Annotated in this window: 20 protein-coding genes; all 20 read right to left on the bottom strand. The window is 41.8% G+C overall.

The window, feature by feature from the left end; translation table 11 throughout:
• Window positions 1–96: 96 nt before the first annotated feature.
• Window positions 97–957 carry a PHP domain-containing protein gene (locus tag DEAC_RS06335; RefSeq protein WP_047809188.1) on the bottom strand — a complete coding sequence of 287 codons (861 nt, stop codon included), beginning with the start codon at window positions 955–957 and terminating at the stop codon, window positions 97–99.
• 169 nt (window positions 958–1126) lie between these two features.
• On the bottom strand, window positions 1127–1297 hold the full coding sequence (locus DEAC_RS06330; protein ID WP_207642578.1) for a hypothetical protein: 171 nt from the start codon (window positions 1295–1297) through the stop codon (window positions 1127–1129).
• 134 nt (window positions 1298–1431) lie between these two features.
• Window positions 1432–2262 carry an inositol monophosphatase family protein gene (locus DEAC_RS06325; protein WP_047809186.1) on the bottom strand — a complete coding sequence of 277 codons (831 nt, stop codon included), beginning with the start codon at window positions 2260–2262 and terminating at the stop codon, window positions 1432–1434.
• A gap of 31 nt (window positions 2263–2293) precedes the next feature.
• Window positions 2294–3064, bottom strand: coding sequence for a hypothetical protein (locus DEAC_RS06320; RefSeq protein ID WP_047809185.1), 771 nt, complete (start codon window positions 3062–3064; stop codon window positions 2294–2296).
• A gap of 109 nt (window positions 3065–3173) precedes the next feature.
• Window positions 3174–3614 (bottom strand): GNAT family N-acetyltransferase, encoded by a 441-nt coding sequence (locus tag DEAC_RS06315; RefSeq protein ID WP_047809184.1) that lies wholly within the window; start codon window positions 3612–3614, stop codon window positions 3174–3176.
• A complete protein-coding gene (locus tag DEAC_RS06310; RefSeq protein WP_053006304.1) occupies window positions 3608–4810 on the bottom strand; it encodes an alpha-D-ribose 1-methylphosphonate 5-triphosphate diphosphatase in 1203 nt (400 codons plus the stop codon). The genes DEAC_RS06315 and DEAC_RS06310 overlap by 7 nt, the downstream gene beginning before the upstream one ends.
• 154 nt (window positions 4811–4964) lie before the next feature.
• Window positions 4965–5789 (bottom strand): PhnE/PtxC family ABC transporter permease, encoded by an 825-nt coding sequence (locus DEAC_RS06305; RefSeq protein ID WP_047809183.1) that lies wholly within the window; start codon window positions 5787–5789, stop codon window positions 4965–4967.
• Window positions 5786–6571, bottom strand: a complete 786-nt coding sequence (locus DEAC_RS06300) for a PhnE/PtxC family ABC transporter permease (RefSeq protein ID WP_047809182.1) — start codon at window positions 6569–6571, stop codon at window positions 5786–5788. The genes DEAC_RS06305 and DEAC_RS06300 overlap by 4 nt, the downstream gene beginning before the upstream one ends.
• Window positions 6561–7382, bottom strand: coding sequence for a phosphonate ABC transporter ATP-binding protein (gene phnC / locus DEAC_RS06295; protein ID WP_047809181.1), 822 nt, complete (start codon window positions 7380–7382; stop codon window positions 6561–6563). The genes DEAC_RS06300 and phnC overlap by 11 nt, the downstream gene beginning before the upstream one ends.
• A gap of 112 nt (window positions 7383–7494) precedes the next feature.
• Window positions 7495–8565, bottom strand: a complete 1071-nt coding sequence (locus DEAC_RS06290) for a phosphate/phosphite/phosphonate ABC transporter substrate-binding protein (RefSeq protein ID WP_047809180.1) — start codon at window positions 8563–8565, stop codon at window positions 7495–7497.
• A 110-nt stretch (window positions 8566–8675) separates the two neighbouring features.
• The gene (phnL, locus tag DEAC_RS06285) at window positions 8676–9383 is read right to left on the bottom strand and encodes a phosphonate C-P lyase system protein PhnL (RefSeq protein WP_047809179.1); all 708 of its coding nucleotides are present in this window, start codon (window positions 9381–9383) and stop codon (window positions 8676–8678) included.
• Entirely contained in the window at window positions 9384–10007 is a 624-nt protein-coding gene (locus DEAC_RS06280) for a DapH/DapD/GlmU-related protein (protein WP_047809178.1), read from the bottom strand.
• A gap of 37 nt (window positions 10008–10044) precedes the next feature.
• A complete protein-coding gene (gene phnM, locus DEAC_RS06275) occupies window positions 10045–11235 on the bottom strand; it encodes a phosphonate metabolism protein PhnM (RefSeq protein WP_047809177.1) in 1191 nt (396 codons plus the stop codon).
• A gap of 26 nt (window positions 11236–11261) precedes the next feature.
• Window positions 11262–12107: an ATP-binding cassette domain-containing protein gene (locus tag DEAC_RS06270; RefSeq protein ID WP_047809176.1), complete on the bottom strand. Its 846-nt coding sequence runs from the start codon at window positions 12105–12107 to the stop codon at window positions 11262–11264.
• A gap of 11 nt (window positions 12108–12118) precedes the next feature.
• Window positions 12119–12964, bottom strand: coding sequence for an alpha-D-ribose 1-methylphosphonate 5-phosphate C-P-lyase PhnJ (locus DEAC_RS06265; RefSeq protein WP_047809175.1), 846 nt, complete (start codon window positions 12962–12964; stop codon window positions 12119–12121).
• A gap of 12 nt (window positions 12965–12976) precedes the next feature.
• Window positions 12977–14098 carry a carbon-phosphorus lyase complex subunit PhnI gene (locus DEAC_RS06260; protein WP_047809174.1) on the bottom strand — a complete coding sequence of 374 codons (1122 nt, stop codon included), beginning with the start codon at window positions 14096–14098 and terminating at the stop codon, window positions 12977–12979.
• Window positions 14099–14695 (bottom strand): phosphonate C-P lyase system protein PhnH, encoded by a 597-nt coding sequence (phnH, locus tag DEAC_RS06255; RefSeq protein ID WP_047809173.1) that lies wholly within the window; start codon window positions 14693–14695, stop codon window positions 14099–14101.
• 16 nt (window positions 14696–14711) lie between these two features.
• Entirely contained in the window at window positions 14712–15137 is a 426-nt protein-coding gene (gene phnG, locus DEAC_RS06250) for a phosphonate C-P lyase system protein PhnG (protein WP_047809172.1), read from the bottom strand.
• 283 nt (window positions 15138–15420) lie between these two features.
• Window positions 15421–16125 (bottom strand): GntR family transcriptional regulator, encoded by a 705-nt coding sequence (locus tag DEAC_RS06245; protein ID WP_047809171.1) that lies wholly within the window; start codon window positions 16123–16125, stop codon window positions 15421–15423.
• A gap of 406 nt (window positions 16126–16531) precedes the next feature.
• Window positions 16532–19213, bottom strand: coding sequence for a calcium-translocating P-type ATPase, PMCA-type (locus DEAC_RS06240; protein WP_053006303.1), 2682 nt, complete (start codon window positions 19211–19213; stop codon window positions 16532–16534).
• Window positions 19214–19216 lie beyond the last annotated feature (3 nt).

Here is a 19216-nt window from a genome sequence, read left to right as displayed (position 1 = left end):
AATCATATTTTTATTCGATTTTTAAGCCCCGATGTTCAGCTTTAGCTGAACAAGTTCACTGTTTTCTTTGTTACTGTTCTAAGTTGATGTCTAAAACTAAACTATGCTCGCGAAAGCACTCTTTAAGCTTAAGGAAAGTTCTTTAATACACTCTGGCCCCAATTCCGGACACCCTAACTCTACCGGTTTTTCACTATAAAAACCGTGAAAATCCGAACCGCCTGTAATCACTAAGTTATGCTTCTGTGCATAATGCAGGGATTGGCGTCGGTCAGTGTCATTATGGCTGGGATGAAAAACTTCGATCCCGCCAAGTCCTTCTTCTGCCCACTCATCAATGGCATCAAAATTATCCAGTTGTCCCGGATGGGCAAGAATAGGGATTCCTCCTGCTTCTCTAACAGCCTGAATCGCCTCTCGAACATCAACGTATTCTAACGGAACAAAGGCTTCACCTTGGGGGTGCGTACTACTTCCACGGTGAAAAAGTTTTTTATATAGGTCATCATAAATGGCCTCACAATACCCCTTATCCAATAAGGCATGCATTAAATGCTGTTTATAAACGCCAGTCCCCCCAGCATACTTCAGAACATCCTCCCAGGTTATTTCATACCCCGCCGCAAGAATCTTAAGGAACATATCGTAGGATGCTTGCTTCCTGCTTTCAATTAAAGGCGTACAAAGACGATCCAGAGAAGAATGGCCCGGTTCGATATATAAACCCAGAATATGAGCTCTCTTGTTCCTCTCGTAATCGTAAGCTGATATTTCTATGCCCGGAACGATGGTAACACCTAAATCGGCTCCCAGGCACAAAGCATCGTTTAACCCCTTTGTGGTATCATGATCTGTAATGGCAAGATGAGTAATTCCCTTTTCTTTTGCCTGTCTGATGACTTCATCAATACTTAAGGAATTATCAGAAATTTTCGTATGAACATGTAAGTCAATCATAGTTTCTAATCATCCTTTATAATCATTTTTTCTCAATAACTGTTAACTTTTAATTCCTTAAAAATACGGTTAATGAGATGCTCGTTCCAACAAAGTTACAAAAAGCTACTATAAGTGATCAGTGTCCGGCTGCACAGCCGTCTATCATTTAGCTAGCTTATTGTTAACGCTAAAAGAATCGCAGCAGAAAAAAATAATGAAATGCTAATGCTGCAAGAATCAATACCACGGTCCGAACAATCGTAATAGCCCTTTTTAAGAACGAATTTTGATTGTTACCAAAGTTCTCCTTCAATAAAACAACGTCTTCAGAAAAAACCGAAGCCTCATTCTCTGTCATATAGGACGTTAATACTCGACAAATGCTCTTTGACTCTTCTCTTATTATTTCTTCATATTGAAGCATAAAATCACCCTTTTATCCATTCGTGAGACTCCCATTTTAAATAGGAACCGATGTTTTTTATCTGCAAATTACGCGTCAAACTTATCTCTCAGGCAAAGGGGAAGATATTCGCGAGCCTCTGTCCATATTAACGGCGAGCGAAAAGCAGCTACTAATAATTTACCAAAAGGTGATCTGTCCTCATTGTTTCTTCGAATAAGAACTTCTCCCCCACGTTGTTCGAGAAAAATCCTGGCGGCGGCAATGTCCCATTGATGGACATTAGACGAAATAAACAAATCATATTCACCGTTGGCAACTTTACATATTTCCAGAGAGGCGCAGCCCAAATATCTATAGGCCTGGGCCTGGGACAACATCCCCATGACATCCATACCCAAACTTGCGAATTCTCTCATAGTTCTCAAACTAATACCAACAACCGCCTTGCTCAGCTTATCATGGGAATCCGGCAGAGCGTCTAAAGGGAGTCCATTGATGATTGCTCCTTCACCATGACCTGCGCTAAACATCTCGCTATTGGCGACATCATAAACTAAACCAAAAATCGGATTTTCATTTTTATATAAAGCGAGGGATATGGCATAATCCTTGCCAAACCTATAATAATTGACCGTACCGTCAATAGGGTCGATAACCCACGCATAATCATCATTATGCTTCGAACAAATCTGTTCCCTGCTTTCCTCAGCAAGGATATTATGATCTGGATAGTTACTTAGAATAGCATCAATGAGGTATTTCTCAATAAGTAAATCATGTTCTGTGACCAGGTCCATCTGAGACGTCTTTTCCTTAACCTTAATGACGGATTGTCGGCGCTCTTGTTTCAGCTTCGACCCCGCAGAATACATTAAGAGTTTAGCGAAGTCATACATTTCTCGTTCTTCGACGTTCATAAACACTTAATTCCTTTCACCATGGAGATAGCTACAACCTGAAAACAGGCCAATGATCATGGCGGTTAAACTCCGAAAAGTTATCGAATTTTCTAACTTCAGCCTGTTTAATCCTAAAGGGTAAGGGAGCATTGAAAAATCTCCTGTTTGTTTCTGAGACAGCATCAGCCATTATGCGTCTTTCTTTTCCTGATAACTCTTCCTCTAGATAAAACAAACTGATATGTCCCTGAAACCGTCGTTTTCTCTCAACACCTAGTTGTTTAAGATTGTTATCATCGTAAAGATAGTCTCTGACTGCCTGCAGCCCTGAATAATCACCTTCGTTCAGCGGCGAAACGATAGCGGCTATGACACCTTGGGGAAAAACAGATAAGCCCTTAATTTCATAGCTTAACGATCCGGTACTAGACATATGAGAAAACATCTGATGACAGGCCAGCAGAAATTCGTCTTCACGAGAATCTCTAATCCTCTGCTTAAAAACATCGCCGGATATCAACCGGCCTATGGTCATATGAAGGGCAATCGTAGGAGCCCAGACTATCCCTGGAAAGGGGATATTCCAAAATAATTCTTCTCGAATATCGCTAAGAAATCTATAGGAATCAACATTTTCCTCGTCATCTAAATATGTTGGCGTGATTAAAGTATAGCCTGAATAAGGAACCGGCTCCCAAAGGCCCTCCGTAGACTCTTTGAATTTTCCCAGAGTCTTCATTTGGCGAGCATATTCTCTAATCGCTTTTTCCGCAAGTACCATTTCAACATATTCGAGATACTCGGTATAATTCATTTCCATAAATCGCACCTCGTCTTGCTAAACATCATTTGTGCGCCTCCATGACTCTTACCACAATCGGAAGTGCCCCACTGCTTTTAAAAAAAACCGATCTCACAAGCTCCATGAACTAGTATTGATTAAGTTCAACAGCAAAACTAATCCCATGTTGTTGAAAGCCCAGCTTCTGATAAAACGCATGGGCTTGCAGCCTTTTCTTATTGCTGGAAAGCATAAGCTTGTAACAATTTCCCTCCTTAGCTTCATCCATAATAAAGTGCATCAGCATACTGCCTATACCAGAGCCTCTGTAATTCGCAGCGACAATCACACTTTCGGCAAGGGCAAGCTTAGTTCCTCTATGGCCCAAATTTTCCAAGATGATCAAACTGCAGGCAGCGATTATCTGGTCGCTGTCTTCAACTACAAATACTTTGTAATAGGGATACTCCTTCATTTTCTGCCATATGGTTACGGCTTCGCCGTAATCGATCTTCTCCTCGCCGTCCATGGCTTGTAAAAGATTTACTATACTTGACAGATCTTGCTCCCTAGCTTGTCGGATTAACATACATTATCAACTCTTTCACTATAGGCCTTATAATCTGATTGAAATACTGTGCTCCCGCCCACAAGGGTTTTCCGAAGGATCGGATAGTCCTGATGCATTTCCACAACAATTAAATCTGCACATTTACCGACTTCAATGGTACCGACCTCAGCGTCAATTTTTAAAGCCTTAGCGGGATTTAAGGTTACCATCTTAACCGCCTCATTCAGCGCGATTCCTTCCTGCGTTAAAGAAAAAACTGCCGGAAGCATAGCACTTGGCAGGTAATCGGAACAAATGATATCTGCCGCATGATTGAGAATAGCATCTATCGCTCTCATATTGTTGCTGTGGGATTTTCCGCGAATAATATTAGGAGCTCCCACAGAGACGTGAATTCCTTTTGATGCCGCATAGACTGCTGTTTCCAAATTAATAGGAAATTCACTGACGATCCCTTCACATTCCAGGAGGGTATCAATTTTCTCTTGAGTATCATCGTCATGAAAAGCTAAAGGAATCCCCTGATGTTTGGCAATCTTGGATAGTTCCGTAAGTTTGGCCCAATTAATTCGTGATTGGTTTTTGATGGTTTTATCGACAAAATCGTCAAATTCCCGCTCTTTTTTGCCATAAGATTGGAGAGTAAAAATTTCAAGTGCTTCAGCATCTCTAAACTGTCCCTGCCCCGGCGTATGATCCATATACGACATTAAATCAATGCTCTTGTTTTTAATAAGACCTTCCAAGGCTTTAAGCCCGGCAAGAAACGTCAATTCGTAGCGCAGATGAATCTTATGATTAATCATAGAACGAGCATTTTTAAGGGTGTTGATGCTATTTATTACACCGACAACCATCTCTTGATTTCTTACTCCCCATTCGTCACTTAAGCTAAGAGAATGAAACATAGTTGTAATACCGCTGACCGTAAGTTTCTTCTCTAACTCATAAAAGGCCATATGAATGGGGAATAAAGTATTGGGCCGTGGCTGGATTTCCTTTTCGATAGCATCGCTGTGAAGATCAATCATCCCCGGCATAACAAAACATTCTTCGGCATCAATCATCGTCAGGTCTGAATAACACTTCACTCTGGAAAAATCACTTTCCGCTACCTCGATGATTCTATTTCCTTCTAAAATTATGTGCCCTTTGCTAACCTTCTCAGGCAGAATCATTTTGGCATTGTAAATGCAAATCTTTTTTGTTCTCACGTCAAATTTACTCCCTTTTAAATCCTTATTTCCAAACCTCTTAATTTACGACTTCATCCTTCTTTATGTCATTTTTGAGGGAACATCAAGGCCTAGCCAGTGATCTGTAATCAATAATTTATGATTCATGATTTGCTCTCTGTACTTGTTCGGGCTAAGCCTTTTTCAATAATATCTTACTTTTCAAATTGGTGGAGATCGTTTCGAGTACTAGAGCGAAAGCTATAATAAAATAGGTAACCAGTCCTATTTCCCTCAGATCAAAATAAAAGCCGCTGTCCATAAACAAATCAAAGCCGATTCCAGCTGCCCCGGCAGCAGCGCCCATGGCAACAGCATTGGCGAAGTTGATTTCAAATCTCATAAACGTCCAGGACAGCAAGGAAGAAACGGAGGAAGGTATAACCGCTTGAAAAATGATCTGCCACCAATTCGCCCCGCTGGCCATCAAGGCTTCAATAACGCTTCTGTCCAATTCTTCAAAAGACTCGGAATAAGCCTTCGTCAAATAGCTGACAGAGTGAAAGGTTAAACCAATAACGGCAGCCACACTGCCCAGGCCCGCCGCCACGGCAAAGATCAAAACCCATAAGATGCTGGGAACTGCACGAATAAAAGCGACAAAACCCTTGATAATATTGGTAACTTGTTTTGGCGCCAAATTCTGGGCGGCCAACAATCCCAGGAGCATAGCAATGATACCGCCAAACAAGGTCGTTAAAAATGCCAAGCCCATGGTTATTAAAACTTCGTAAAATGCGTCCCACAAGCTAAGCCGGTGAGCTGCAGGATGGAAAAATATAGTTTTGAAATTATTGAGAGTATCAGCCATTGCCTTTCCCATATCCACACTCGTGTAATCAATGGTGGCCAGGGCATAGATAGTCAACAGGGATAAAACAAGCAATAATATCCACATGGTAAAAGACTCCCTAGTCAAGGGTTTCGAGGGTATAATTGCTTCCTCAATCTTCTTCACATAATCACCCTTCTGATAGTATTGGAAACCATTTCAATAAGAATTACAGTAATGACAATTAAAATCACGACAAGGCTTGCGGCATGAAAATTAAAACTCTTATAGTACAAATCAAAGGAAAACCCGATTCCTGTGCCTGTTAGAAGACCAACTAAGGTGGCATCACGAATATTCGTGTCAATCATAAATAATATCCAACTGATCATCTGGGGGAGACTGGACGGCAAAACTGATTGAAAAATTATATGGGAATAGCTGGCCCCGGTAGCTGACAAGGCTTCAACGGAGTCGTTGGACACTTCGTCAATGGTTTCAATAAAGGCTCTTGACAGAAACCCAAACGATCCTAAAAAAAGAGCCAAGTAGCCTGTAATTGAGCTTTGACTAAAAGCTAACATTAAGACCATGGCCCAAGCGACGAGAGGAATGTTGCGAAAGAGTGAGGCAATGCCCCGGGCAACCAGACTAAACACTCTGTTCATCCTTGTGGTTCGGGAACCAACCAAAGCCAAAAGCGTTGCGAAAACCGTGGCAACTGTCGTTGCCGCAATAGACATCAGGATCGTATCCCATAATTTTCGCAGTACATCAGGCAATATGGTCAGTGACTTACCATCGGGATAAAAATTGGAACCTCCCCAGATAAAAGCCTTAAGAAGACTGGTAAACCCTTTCGACACATCATACTGGGTAATGACGACCGAGCCAACGGTAACCACTATTAATAAGGAAAAAAATATCAGACTGTCCTTTTTGCGTTTAGCAAAAATATCAGATTGCATAGCGTTCTCCTAATTCAACCATGAGATCATTGGACTCCGACCCATAAATTTCTGCGATTTTTTCGGCAGTTAAAGCACTTGGGGAGCCGTCGAAAACGATTTTTCCCTGATTGACACCGATAATGCGATCCGAATATTTGAGAGCAGCACTGACTTGATGCAAATTAACAATAACTGTTATGCCCATCTGAGCAGAAACATCTCTGAGGTGATCCATAATAATTTTGGCTGAATTGGGATCTAAGGATGCAATGGGCTCATCACATAAAATCAGCTTGGGATCTTGAATTAAAGCCCTGGCAATACCAACCCGCTGCTTCTGACCGCCGCTTAGTTGGTCACAGCGTTTATAGACCTGGTCATGCAAACCTAATAAGTCAATAATCCTCATCGCTTGTTGTTTTTCTTCTGGGCTATACCGTCCCATTACCCCGGCAAGGGTGGATTTGTAACCTAACCTGCCATGAAGAACATTCTCAATGACTGATAACTTATCAACTAAATTATAATGCTGAAATATCATGCCGATCCTTGTTCTCAGCTTTCTCAGGTCTCGTTTCTTCAGTTTCGAAATAAGGACTCCATCAAAGGAAATCTCGCCGCTGGTCGCTTCAATCATCCGGTTAATACAACGGAGAAGGGTGGATTTCCCGGCACCGGATGGGCCTATAACAGAGATAAACTCTCCCTCCGCAACCGAAAAATTGATGTCTTCCAGGGCCGGTGCCGCACCATGATAATACTTGGTGACATGTTTTAACTCCAACAAAGGTTCACAAAATTCTCGGTTCACACCTAGTTCCAGTTTCATTCATAGTCCCCCTTTCTTATTGGGAGAGAGGCGTCAAGGCAACGCCCCTCTCCCCCAAACCTTAACTACTTAATTGAAAAACAATAATTACTAGTTACTTAAACTATTGCTTCTATTTTGAATAGCCAAGAACTTTTCTCATGGGATCGTACCAGGAATCATCAACTTTCAAGAAGCGGTGGGGCTGGACAAAGACAGATCCTTGAGAACCTTTCGGAGCAAATATCTTGGTATCCTTTGTTGTCTCATCAGAGGTAAGTGCCTGAGTTATTTCGTCCAGGGTTTTTTGACTCAGCACTGCGCTGTTGGCTTCAAGGGGTGTGTTAAAGACCGGTATGGATTTAATGATCTCAAATTGAGCGCCGGCAAGAGTGTTAAATGGAGCATCGGCACCCTGTTTAACTGTATATACAGCCCCAGTCTCATTGTCTTTTCCTGAGCTGAGAGTTACATATTGGGCTACATCAAGATCATCAACTGCTGAAACATCAGATTTGCCCGTAAGTACATTTACTAAGGACAATTGGTGTGAGCCGGCAAAGAGAACTTGGCTGAAAAATTTTCCGCTCCCGCCTTGGGCCAGGTCATCTTTGGTAAGACTTTTCCACTTGTCCTGACTGTTGAATTTCCCCAGTATTGCTGCGGCAGGCATATTAAAACCGGATGTCGAGCTGGTGGAAACGAAGGACATTTTTTTTCCTGCTATGTTATCAATGTCGTAACTGTCACCCGATTTGTACTGATCTTCATTGCCTTTTTTTACGAGAAAACGGCTGTGGTAAAGGGCATCGTTCAAAGTCCCTGAATCTCCGCTTTCCACCACCAAAGGTATGACCTTGGGATCTTTAGCATGTGAGACAATGTATTCATTCGGTCCGAAATACCCTAATTGAGCGTCTCCACTTTCCAAGGCTGAAATGGCTATAGCATAATCAGTAGTCAATTTATTTTCAACTTTTTTTCCTGTTGCTTTTGCGATGATCTGGTCAAATTCCTCACGAAAAGCCTTTTCATTATCTCCTGAATTATTAGGCAGCCAGGCGATGGTAATTGTTGCAGGCTCTTTAACACCTGAACCTGAACCAGAATTTGCAGATGAGCTTGAAGAAGCGGCAGTGCCGCATCCCGCCAGCAGGGAAGACATTAGAAGAACTGCCATGACCGATAAAGTGGCTTTTTTCACGTTTTTTATTCTCCTCTCGATGTTTAAAATATGATTGCGATGTCCATAAGCCTTATCTGTATTTTACCTAACAATAATTATGTTCCCATTAAACAATTGTAATATTTAGGTTAAATTTGAAGATCATGTAATATCCCATTACTCATTGTATAAACCCGAGTACAGAGGTTTTCCATAAATTCCAGGTCATGAAAGATTCCCATCATCGTTGTTCCTTCTCGTTTCAATTGCTCAATCAGTTCCCGCACTTTTATTTTTGAAGCATGATCCAAACTGGCAGTAGGTTCATCCAGAAGCAGTAACCTAGGACGCTTGACCATAGCCCTGGCAATATTTAAGCGCAGCTTTTCACCGCCGGAAAAGGTTCCGGGATAACAATCCCATAATTCTTTGTCCAATTCAAAATGTTCCAGCATTCGCTGAGCTTCCATATTGGCATAATCTTCACCAGATCCCATTTCTAAAACGGCTTGTTTTACCAGTTCCCGTGCGGTTGTCCGCGGCATTATATTTAGAAACTGTGATACGTAACCGATTTCATGTTTCCGAAGATAGATCATTTGTCGTTCTGAGAGTTCTGCTAAATTTACAAAGCCATATTTTTGCGAGTTATACCAAATTTGTCCATTCTGGGGTACATAAGTACGATATATGCACTTAAAGACCGTTGATTTTCCGCTGCCGCTTTTCCCTGTAATCCCGACGAATTCACCTCCTTTTAGGTTAAGGGAAATATCATGAAGCGCTTCGATGTGCTTAGCTAAATTGTGAATGATAAAGGATTTGGTTAAATCCTGGACAACTAATATTTCTTCCATTTACGCACCTGCTTTTTTATACTTCTCTAGAAATTCATGGATAGGAAGATAAAAATCATTAAGCCTTTCTTTAATCATTTCATAGGACCAGTCCCACCACTTAATCTCCTCAAGTATTTGAACAGACTCTTCAGAAAATCGTTTCTTGATGGGTTTAGCCTCCACTCCGACTACAACAGTATAGGGATCCACATCCTTCGTAACCACTGCACCACTGCCTACCACCGCTCCATTGCCGATTTTCACACCAGGCATAATGATGGCAGCATGTCCAATCCAAGTATCATGGCCAATTACGAGCCTCTGCTCCTTCCTCCATTGAAAGAACTGTTCATCATCGGATTCTGCCAAACCATACTTCCTGCGGCGGTAGGTAAAATGATGCAGGGTAGGCCTATCCATGGGATGATCGGTAGGTCCGATTCTTACCATCGCCGCAATATTGGCAAATTTGCCGATTTCGGCGTTTTGGGCAATGCAAAAGGGCCCTGTATAGGAAAAATCAGCCAATTTGACATTTTCCAAGACGTTATAAATCCCTACTTCTGTATACTGACCCAATTCAACATTGTCCAGCTGGCAGTTCTCATGAATACAAGGTTTCTGACTAAGCCTTTCGATCATAATTATTTCATCCGACCTTTCCCAACTTACTCAACCTTCATGCTGAATACGATGTTGTTTGCTTTAACTTCCCGTCAATGATTACCGCGGTAATAACTGGATAATTCTCTTCAATCATTTGTATAATCAAGAGGTCTGCTTTTTTTCCTTCTCTGATGGAGCCGATTTCCTGATCCAGAGAGACTGCTTTGGCCGGATTTAGGGTTACTAATTTGAAAGCATCGACAAGACCAAATTTATGCGTTTCATGAAGCATGAACACAGCATGCAGCATCCCAGGCGGATAATAATCACTGCAGAGGATGTCAATAGCGTTCGCTAGGATTGCTTCAGCTGCAGATAAATTTCCACTGTGGGAACCTCCCAAGAGAATATTGGGGGCACCTGCCATGGTGAATAATCCTTTCTTTTTGGCTTTTTGAGCTATTGCCAAAGAGATGGGAAATTCACTGATTGTCACTCCCCAGCTTTGTACCAAGTCTAATTTTCCGACAGTGTCATCATCATGGGACGCAATAGCGATACCCTTTTCCCGAGCCAGTTCTGCGATTTGCCGAATCCCATCAATCGTTACTTTTTCCTTCCTTTGATGACGGTCAATAATTTGATCAATCACCTGATCCTCTAAATCGTTATAGCTTTTGACCATATTCCTATAAACCTCTAAATCCCGGTATTGTCCCTGGCCAGGTGAATGGTCCATGAAGGAAACAAGTTGAACCTTTTTCTCCTCGATATACTCCTTTAATTCCTCCACGTCGTTAACATTGTCTATTTCAAACCGGGCGTGAAATTTATGTCGTATCAAGTAATGGTTGGTTCCAGTTCCGGCAACTAAATCGATGAATTTCCGAACATTTTCAGGATTGCGGATGGGTTTGCGCTTATACTCAGTGTCTTTAAAAAGGGATAAAGAATGGAACATAGTGGTAATTCCATGAGAGACTAACTGTCTCTCAGTTTCGCGAAGACTCATTTGAAAATCCATTAGGCAGGTCGGTCTTGGTGCTGCCATTGTCTCAATATAGTCCGAGTGAATATCAATAAACCCCGGTGCGACATAGCCGCCTGCCCCGTCAATAACTTGAATGTCTTCTTGAAGTTCCTCGGTTAGAGCGTCTTCACCTTGGGCCACGATCTTGAAAATTCGATCGTCTTTGATCAGAAGGTCATACCCTGTCAAGATTGACTCTTCCGTAATGATCTGAGCATTAGTGATTATAAACATATGCTATCTCCTTCATCTGCTAGCACTTATAACAAGGATTGGACAAGTTTCTGAGTATAACCATGCTGGGGATCTTCTAAAATTTGATCCGTTAAACCTTGTTCAATTACCTGTCCGTCAAGCATAACAAGAGTTCGATCAGCCAACATTCTGATAACACCTAAATCATGAGACACGATAATCATAGAAATCTTTAACTGTCTCTGAATGCTCTTGATTAAATCCAGGACACTGGCTTGAACGGATAAGTCCAATCCTGTCGTGACCTCATCGAGGAGCAGCAGCGGCGGATTGTTCGACAAAGCTTTAGCAATTTGAACCCTCTGCTGCATCCCTCCCGAGAAGTTCTTAGGAGCTTCTTTCATACGGTAGACAGGGATATTAACGTGCTCCAACAGTTCTTCCCCGCGGACCTTCATCTGTCCCACATTCCTGTTTCCGGCTGAAATCAGCTTCTCGGCGATATTTCCAATGGAGGAGAAATTCATCTTGAGACTCATGAGGGGGTTTTGATACACCTTTCCCATGAGATGATTCCTTATATAGCGTTTCTGCTGTGAAGATTCCTCGAAGACATTTGTTTCACCGCCTTTATAGGAGGCAATATAAGCTTCGCCGCTGCTTACTTCCTGGTCAAAATAAAGGCACTCCATCATCGTCGACTTACCGCTGCCGCTTTCTCCCACGATTCCTAAAATCTCTCCCGCATAAACTTCAAAGGAGATATCCCTGCAGGCATATACCGTACCACAAACGGGACAATAATTTTTCAGCAAACCCTCCCCTTTTGCCCCACGGCAATTGACACATCCTTGACCATATTGTTTATTAATATTTCGCACCGCTAAAACAGGCCGTTCGGAATCATCCATATTGCAATCCCTCATTCTTTTGAAATTCCATTCATTCTTTGCAGGCAATAGCTGGTGTCATTGCATTGATATAAGGCTTCACCCGTAATATCATTCAATAGTTCATCCAGAAATACGTCCTTAGCTCCACATAATCTGCAGCACTTATCCTGAAACGTTTCAACCCTAAAGGGATAGTCCGCAAAATCCAGAGACGCAACCTTTGTGTAGGGAGGTACTGCATAAACCTTCTTTTCACGTCCGGCGCCCAAAAGAATCAAGGCTTTATTCTGATTCAGCTTGGGGTTATCGAATCTCGGAATAGGGCTGGGTGCCATCACATATCTGCTGTGAACCATAACAGGATGATCTGCTCCTGTGGACATGGCCCCATAGTTCACGATCTGCTCAAAGAGCATGAGCCAAGCACCACTGTATTCATGTTCCGCATGAAGTTTTTTAGTTTCATATTCACTCGGTTCATAATACCTAAGAGGTTCTGGTATCGGTACTTGGAGAACGAGGATCTGATCTTCTTGCAGGGGGGTTTCGGGGATCCGATGTCTCGATTGGATGATGGTCGCTTCAGTCGTTTCGTCTGTAACAACAATTCCTGTTGTAAGGGCAATTAGTTTCTTAATATTGACGGCATTTACCGATTCATCAGAGCCTTGATCAATAACTTTCAGAATATCTTCTTTTCCCACCAGGGAAAGGGTTAATTGAAGTCCTCCCGTTCCCCATCCTCTGGCGATGGGCATTTCCCTGGAAGCAAAAGGCACCTGATAACCGGGGATGGCAATAGCTTTTAAGGTTGCCCTTCTAATTTCCCGTTTAGACCCTTCATCAAAAAAAGCGAAATTATATTCAATCTTCATGAATGCAGCTCCTCATTCTTTCCCTTGGTTTAGGGCAGGTTCTTTTTTCGATTGTCGCACGCTGTCCAACTTGGACTGAAACGTTACATAGTGGGGCAATTTCAGATGTGAGATAAAACCCGGAGACTCGACGGAATCGATATGCAGCAGGACAAACTCCTCGTCATTAATGGCATGCTCTGATTCACCCACTTCTAAACAGTGGTCAAGAATACTCATGGCAATTGCTTTTGTCTCATTTTGGCCATAACAAAGTCCATAGCCGAGCTTAAATTCAATCTCTTTTTCCCCATTAATGTTCTGAATATCTTCTGGAAACAATGTCTCGACTTCCGTGACTTTAATTTCACCGATGTAGTAACCATCGTCTTTTTCATTTTGTTCATTAAAGGGATTATCCACATAAAGGGGCAGGTTTCCCATTCGCAGTTCCCCCACCGTAGGATGAAGGGCCCCGAAACTGCGTAAGGCTACATACCCCAGAGACGTAACAGCTCCTGTCTGCCCTCGGGTTAAAATCTGCAGCCGTTCACTTCGGCTTGCCGGAAACTGGAGACTCTCTTTTGTAACATCATCCGGTTCGTGGTTATCATTATCACAAACTGACATCAAACCATTTTCCCGCAGATAATCCACCACCTTAGGTAAATTAGCCAAATCTGTTCTATCGTTACCTTCTCCGCCTTCCAGGACATAATCACATACCCAATTGATCGCCTCTTCATCGCTTTCCTCACTTAAGTTAAAGTCAAGCAAACGATGAGTATAATCATTAGCAGCACCTAAAATCTGTCCGCCGGGTATATCTTTAAAACTTGCAGATATTCTGCGTTCGACCATCATGTCCTCAGGCTCAACAACGCGGGAATAATGATTGCGTGGCAGAGTTGAACGGTAGGCTCTCATTAAAAAGACAGCTTCTTCAGGACTTCCTTCCGCTTGCTTTATGGCCAAAGCTGCCAACGTTTCATTATATAGACTGCTTTCCGACATAACTTGGTCAATTAAGCAGCGCATTCCGCTTTCAATTCTCTGACAATCAACAACGACTCCCTTTTTTAACCGCTCATATTTTAGTCGTTTCAGCGATTCTTCAATGGCAAGAGTCCCGCCTTTAACAGCAACATACCCCATCTATCCAACCACCTGTTTTATAATTTGAGTTGTCCGCGGGAGGCACAAAATGTTATCTTCCCGATCTGTAAAGATTAAATCAATTCCCAGAGGATATTCAGAGTTTTTTTCTTCCCGCCAATCAACCCACTGGCCGTTCAGCGTTACATCCATATAGTTTTCTTTTTCGATTCCGGGCCCTTTCAGAGTGAGGTTCCGTTCATTACTCACGACGTCTGTTTCAATGATCAAGGTTGCTCCTTTGTGAGGGTCCAGCAAATCTCCGCTGCGGGCTATTTGAAAAGCCTCCTCCAAATCCCCCGGTTTCGAGTCATGTAAGATCAGAATATAATCGGCACTCTCCAGTTCTGTTGCTTTGGCGTACGTTAACTGATTAATAAGTTTGGCCATCTCAGCTTCATGTTCCGAGCATATTTTAAAGGTTACTTCTGTATCGAAAAGCATCAGGGCCAATACTAGAGTTGAGTTAAAACATCCAATCTCCATAGCCACCTTATCTGCCTGATCACGAAGGTTTTTGATTAAGCCCGGCCGAGACATGGAAGCAAGCGTTTTGCGATAAGCTGTTTGGATATCATGAACGAGATCTAGTTTCATCTACTTATCCCCCCTCTTATTGAACATCCATGGTGTTAAAGTTAACTTTTGTTTTTAAGACTTGCTTCTTTAGGGCCTCATAGTTTTCGTTAATGTGAAATTGTTCTTGCAATAAGGCCTTAGTCCATGCTTTGGTTTCTGGCAAATCCCCATTATAGGCCGCATCAATAATTGCCAGGTTATAGGCTAAGTTTGGTTCATGCCCTTTGACCATACCAATTCCCAAAAAACCGTTGATCATCACCTTACATTCGGTAACAAGTACCTCACCTAAGTAAAATAAGCTTCGCTGAGCGCCCTCCCGAACTTTTACCATGACTAAACTATTCTTGCTTTCTTCAATGGTCCTAACGTCATAAATCTGGAGTATTTCATGGGCTAATTTTGCAGAAACTTCCGCAGAACCTTTAATTAAGATCTCTGTTCGCTGTTTTCTAATCATGACCCAGCCATCCTTTGCAAGCGTTTATCGTTTACATATTGAGCATAACTTGTTGCCAAGTTGGCTGTGTTAAAGCTCTGTATGGGCTCCGTTAAATCTTCGTAAATAAAATGCACTGAAGGATGGGCTCTACCCCGTCGGAAATAGTTCAATTAAAAAACGGCATTTCCAGGGTTATTCGCTGTCAGTTCAGCAAATAACCCTTGGAAATGCCGTTTTTTGTAATACAATTAACTTATTAAGTTAGGATTCAGGGCGAGAGCGTAAAAGTTGGTCTTGTTCCTTAACATAGAACATAAGAAAAGCAATCGCTTCGATAATAAATTTTGAGATACTCCAATACCTTACCCGTTTTCTTATCCATGCAACCCGATTCCAAAACTAAGAGAGGAATCAAATGAGGACAATTAAACAATGTTCTCTGAGACGCCGTGGGAAAAGAAACACTTAAGACGCTGGGTTTAGAGTCAAATTGTGTATACCCTTTACTGTGATAATACTGAAACATTGAGGTTATATCCCTGCCGACGTCATCAATATCCTCAAAGACCGATTTTGCAAGATAAGAGACATGCAGCGCTATTGGTTGACGATCAATATACCTTAACCTGCCGACTTTGAAGATCTTATCCTCTTTAGTAGTTTCTAAGTAATTATAAATTTTCTTGTTGTACTTAATTTCTTGGCAAAAGATCGTTTTCGATTGGAAGTCATACCCTTTCTCGATCATTTTTTGACTGAAACTCACATCTCCTGTCAGAACAAGTTCAATTTGCTGATATCGGTCTTTGACATAGCTCCCTTTTCCCTGCTTTTTATAGATATATCCCATTTCTTCAAGTCTTTCGTAAGCTTTCCGCGCTGTAATTCGAGGAACCTCGTAAGTATCGGCAATTTCATTTTCAGAGGGCAGTCTATCATGGGCGTTATATTTTCCTGAGGACATTAAAGAAATTAACTTATCGACTATATCTAGATCATGAGACATTTTTGGCACCCACTTTCAAGCTTATTATACTAAAAGACACACCCTTGAACGTTAAGGTTTTGTAAACATTTGTATAATAAGCTAGGCGAGCCTTAGGCCATGGATCGCCGAATCTCACAAACCATAGACGGCAAGAGGGGAGAGTCTACTATTATTGGCAAGGCTCCTCCCTTGAAGCTATTGCTTTTCCAGAAAGTTTAAAGGAAACAGTAAAGGAGTATCCTTGTGAATGGATACTCCTGCTGAACTATAATGATAAACGTAAACATCCTATTCAGTAAATCGATCCTAGTGAACTCGTTCAGCTAAAGCCGAACATCGAGGCTTCAGTGATGAAAGTGTCCTATGGACACTTTCGCTAAAAGCGCCTAGCCCATAACAAATTCTTTCAGGATAGAAACAAAAACTATAAGTTATTAATCTTAACGAACTTTTGCCCAACTCTCATAATAAGTTTTAAAAATTCACTGAACACAACGATACTAAACGTAAATCCAAGCATTCTTAACCATAGATAAGGTTCAAGAGGAACTGTTTTAAATACCTGCCCGCCAAATTGGGTAACCATAATTTGAATTAAAAAGGTTAGAAATACGACGCCGAGCATAGTTTTATTTTTATGAATATAAGGGAAGATGCTCTTTTCTCCAAATTCTCTGCAGTTAAAGGCATTCCATAACTGGAAGAGTACAAACGACGTAAAGACAATGGTCGATTGCTGTGCTTCACTTCCCCCAAGAATTTGAGTTCTCAGAAGGAAAATTAAGGCAGCCACGATAAACAAACCGTTGGCTATGATTTTTAATAACATATCTTTAGTAACAATAGAGGCATTCCGTTTAATCGGCCGTTTTTCAAGCAAATGTTCTCTGGGAGGTTCTAAACCTAAAGTTAAGGCCGGCGGTCCGTCCATAATAATATTTACCCACAGCAATTGCAGGGTTGTAAACGGCATTTTATAACCTATGATTTCTGCCAAAATAACTGTGATGAAGGCTACAATATTAACAGTCAACTGAAACTGAATGAAGCGCTGAAAGTTTTCATAAATGCCTCGCCCCCACTTTATAGCTTTGACGATGCTGGAAAATGAATCATCCAACAAGACAATATCCGAAGCCTCCTTGGTAACTTCAGTTCCGGTGATTCCCATAGCAACTCCAACATCAGCCGCTTTCAAAGCAGGAGCATCGTTGATGCCATCGCCGGTAACAACTACGGAAGCATTGTTTTCACGCAGCAATTTAACAACTCTCATTTTAGCCGTAGGATTTGAACGCGCTATGACAACAATGTTACTGAGTTTGCTTTTCAGCTCCTCATCACTCATGGCATCAATATCTGTAACCTCGAGAGCCAGAGAATCCTTGCGGATAATTTCCAGTTGATCGGCGATAGCTTTAGCAGTGTTAATGTTATCCCCGGTTAAAATTTTAACCGCAATACCAGCCCGACGACACTGATCAATAGCCTCCTTGACGTCCTTGCGCAAAGGATCTTCAATTCCAACAAAGCCTGTAAAAATAAGATTTTTTTCCACATTGTAGATATCTTCCCATTGAGGCTCTGCTCTAAAATCGGTGTAAGCAAAGGCTAATACTCTCCGTGCATGATCCTGAAGTTCTTTAATTCCAGCTTCAATTCTATCTTTGTGTTCCTGAGTTAAGGGAACAATCTCATTATTTACCAAGACTCTATCACTAATCTTAAGGACTTTTTCCGGGGAGCCCTTGGTATAAATACGGTAGCCATCTGCCGTTTCATAAGCCGTGGACATCATTTTTCTTGCTGACGTAAAATTGTATTCGGCAACTGGCTCGCCAAACCGTTTGCGATGGTCCCGATAGTTAATTTGTTTCGTATCAGCATAGACAAGAAGCGAACATTCCGTTGGATTTCCCAGAAACGTATATTGACCATCCTTTTTCGTGATATCTGCTGTCGTATTAAGACAGAAATTCTCTAATAATGCAGGACAATTCAGGCTCTCAGCGGATGCCTCTTGACCATTACACCAAGCCTCTACCACAGTCATCTTGTTTTCTGTTAACGTTCCTGTTTTATCGGAACATATGACGTTCACAGAACCAATTGTTTCACAGGCAATTAACTTACGGACTAAAGCATTATTTTTAGCCATTTTCTGCATGTTAAATGCAAGGGTAATTGCCACCATAGTCGGTAAGCCTTCCGGAACCGCAGCCACGATAAGAGCTACGGAAGTGATAAAAGCGTCTTTAACTCCCGGCAAGGCCGAAGCGATATTACCCGGAACAAACAACCCTTGTCGATACATGATAAACAACTCGAAAAGAAAAATTGCAGCTGCTACTATCGATCCAATAATTGAGATTTTTTTGCCAAGATCCGCTAATTTCTCCTGCAGGGGAGTTTGAGCCGTCGTCTCCCCCTTTAACTCTTCAGCAATTTTACCCATTTCTGTTTGATCGCCAACAGCAGTTACTATAGCAATAGCCCGTCCTTCGATGGCCATGGTGCCTGAAAACAGCATATTGGTTTGTTCAGCCAGGGGACAATTTTCCCGCTCAATAGGCTTGGATTTTTTGGTGACAGATTCTGCTTCACCAGTCAGCAGAGATTCATCAATTCCGAGGTTTGAACAATGGATAACTCTGGCATCTGCCGGAACTTTTTCCCCTGTTTCTAAATGGATAATATCACCGATAGTAAGCTCACTTTGCGGTATATGAATTATCTGGCGATCTCTCACTGCTTTCACCAGAACATCATCACTCAGCTTAGCCAAGGCTTCGAAGGCTTTATCCGATTTGCCTTCCTGAATTACGGAAATAGTTGTGGCTATAAGAACGGCTGCGAAGATTCCCAGCCCATCCGGCAGGTGCCCCATGAGCAATGATATTACCCCTGATATTAAAAGAATTATAATTAAAGGTTCTTTTAAGCTTTCCATAATTTTGACCAAAAGGCTCTCTTTGGGCTTAGGAGTAAAAACATTTTTCCCATAACGCTGAATTCTGGCTCTAACTTCAGAAAAAGATAATCCACTGTCTTCGTCGCTCTTTAATTCGGCAATAACCGCCTGGGCTTCTTTTTGATAATAATTCACATA

The organism is Desulfosporosinus acididurans (assembly GCF_001029285.1).
Lineage (GTDB): Bacteria > Bacillota > Desulfitobacteriia > Desulfitobacteriales > Desulfitobacteriaceae > Desulfosporosinus > Desulfosporosinus acididurans.
Note: the sequence above shows the minus strand (reverse complement) of the source record. Positions and strands in the feature narration are given on the sequence as shown.

Coding starts and splice junctions, on each gene's coding strand:
- DEAC_RS06335 (WP_047809188.1), bottom strand. CDS start 957: ATGATTGACTTACATGTTCATACGAAAATTTCTGATAATTCCTTAAGT.
- DEAC_RS06330 (WP_207642578.1), bottom strand. CDS start 1,297: ATGACAGAGAATGAGGCTTCGGTTTTTTCTGAAGACGTTGTTTTATTG.
- DEAC_RS06325 (WP_047809186.1), bottom strand. CDS start 2,262: ATGAACGTCGAAGAACGAGAAATGTATGACTTCGCTAAACTCTTAATG.
- DEAC_RS06320 (WP_047809185.1), bottom strand. CDS start 3,064: ATGGAAATGAATTATACCGAGTATCTCGAATATGTTGAAATGGTACTT.
- DEAC_RS06315 (WP_047809184.1), bottom strand. CDS start 3,614: ATGTTAATCCGACAAGCTAGGGAGCAAGATCTGTCAAGTATAGTAAAT.
- DEAC_RS06300 (WP_047809182.1), bottom strand. CDS start 6,571: ATGCAATCTGATATTTTTGCTAAACGCAAAAAGGACAGTCTGATATTT.
- phnC (WP_047809181.1), bottom strand. CDS start 7,382: ATGAAACTGGAACTAGGTGTGAACCGAGAATTTTGTGAACCTTTGTTG.
- phnL (WP_047809179.1), bottom strand. CDS start 9,383: ATGGAAGAAATATTAGTTGTCCAGGATTTAACCAAATCCTTTATCATT.
- DEAC_RS06280 (WP_047809178.1), bottom strand. CDS start 10,007: ATGATCGAAAGGCTTAGTCAGAAACCTTGTATTCATGAGAACTGCCAG.
- phnM (WP_047809177.1), bottom strand. CDS start 11,235: ATGTTTATAATCACTAATGCTCAGATCATTACGGAAGAGTCAATCTTG.
- DEAC_RS06270 (WP_047809176.1), bottom strand. CDS start 12,107: ATGGATGATTCCGAACGGCCTGTTTTAGCGGTGCGAAATATTAATAAA.
- DEAC_RS06265 (WP_047809175.1), bottom strand. CDS start 12,964: ATGAAGATTGAATATAATTTCGCTTTTTTTGATGAAGGGTCTAAACGG.
- DEAC_RS06260 (WP_047809174.1), bottom strand. CDS start 14,098: ATGGGGTATGTTGCTGTTAAAGGCGGGACTCTTGCCATTGAAGAATCG.
- phnH (WP_047809173.1), bottom strand. CDS start 14,695: ATGAAACTAGATCTCGTTCATGATATCCAAACAGCTTATCGCAAAACG.
- phnG (WP_047809172.1), bottom strand. CDS start 15,137: ATGATTAGAAAACAGCGAACAGAGATCTTAATTAAAGGTTCTGCGGAA.
- DEAC_RS06245 (WP_047809171.1), bottom strand. CDS start 16,125: ATGTCTCATGATCTAGATATAGTCGATAAGTTAATTTCTTTAATGTCC.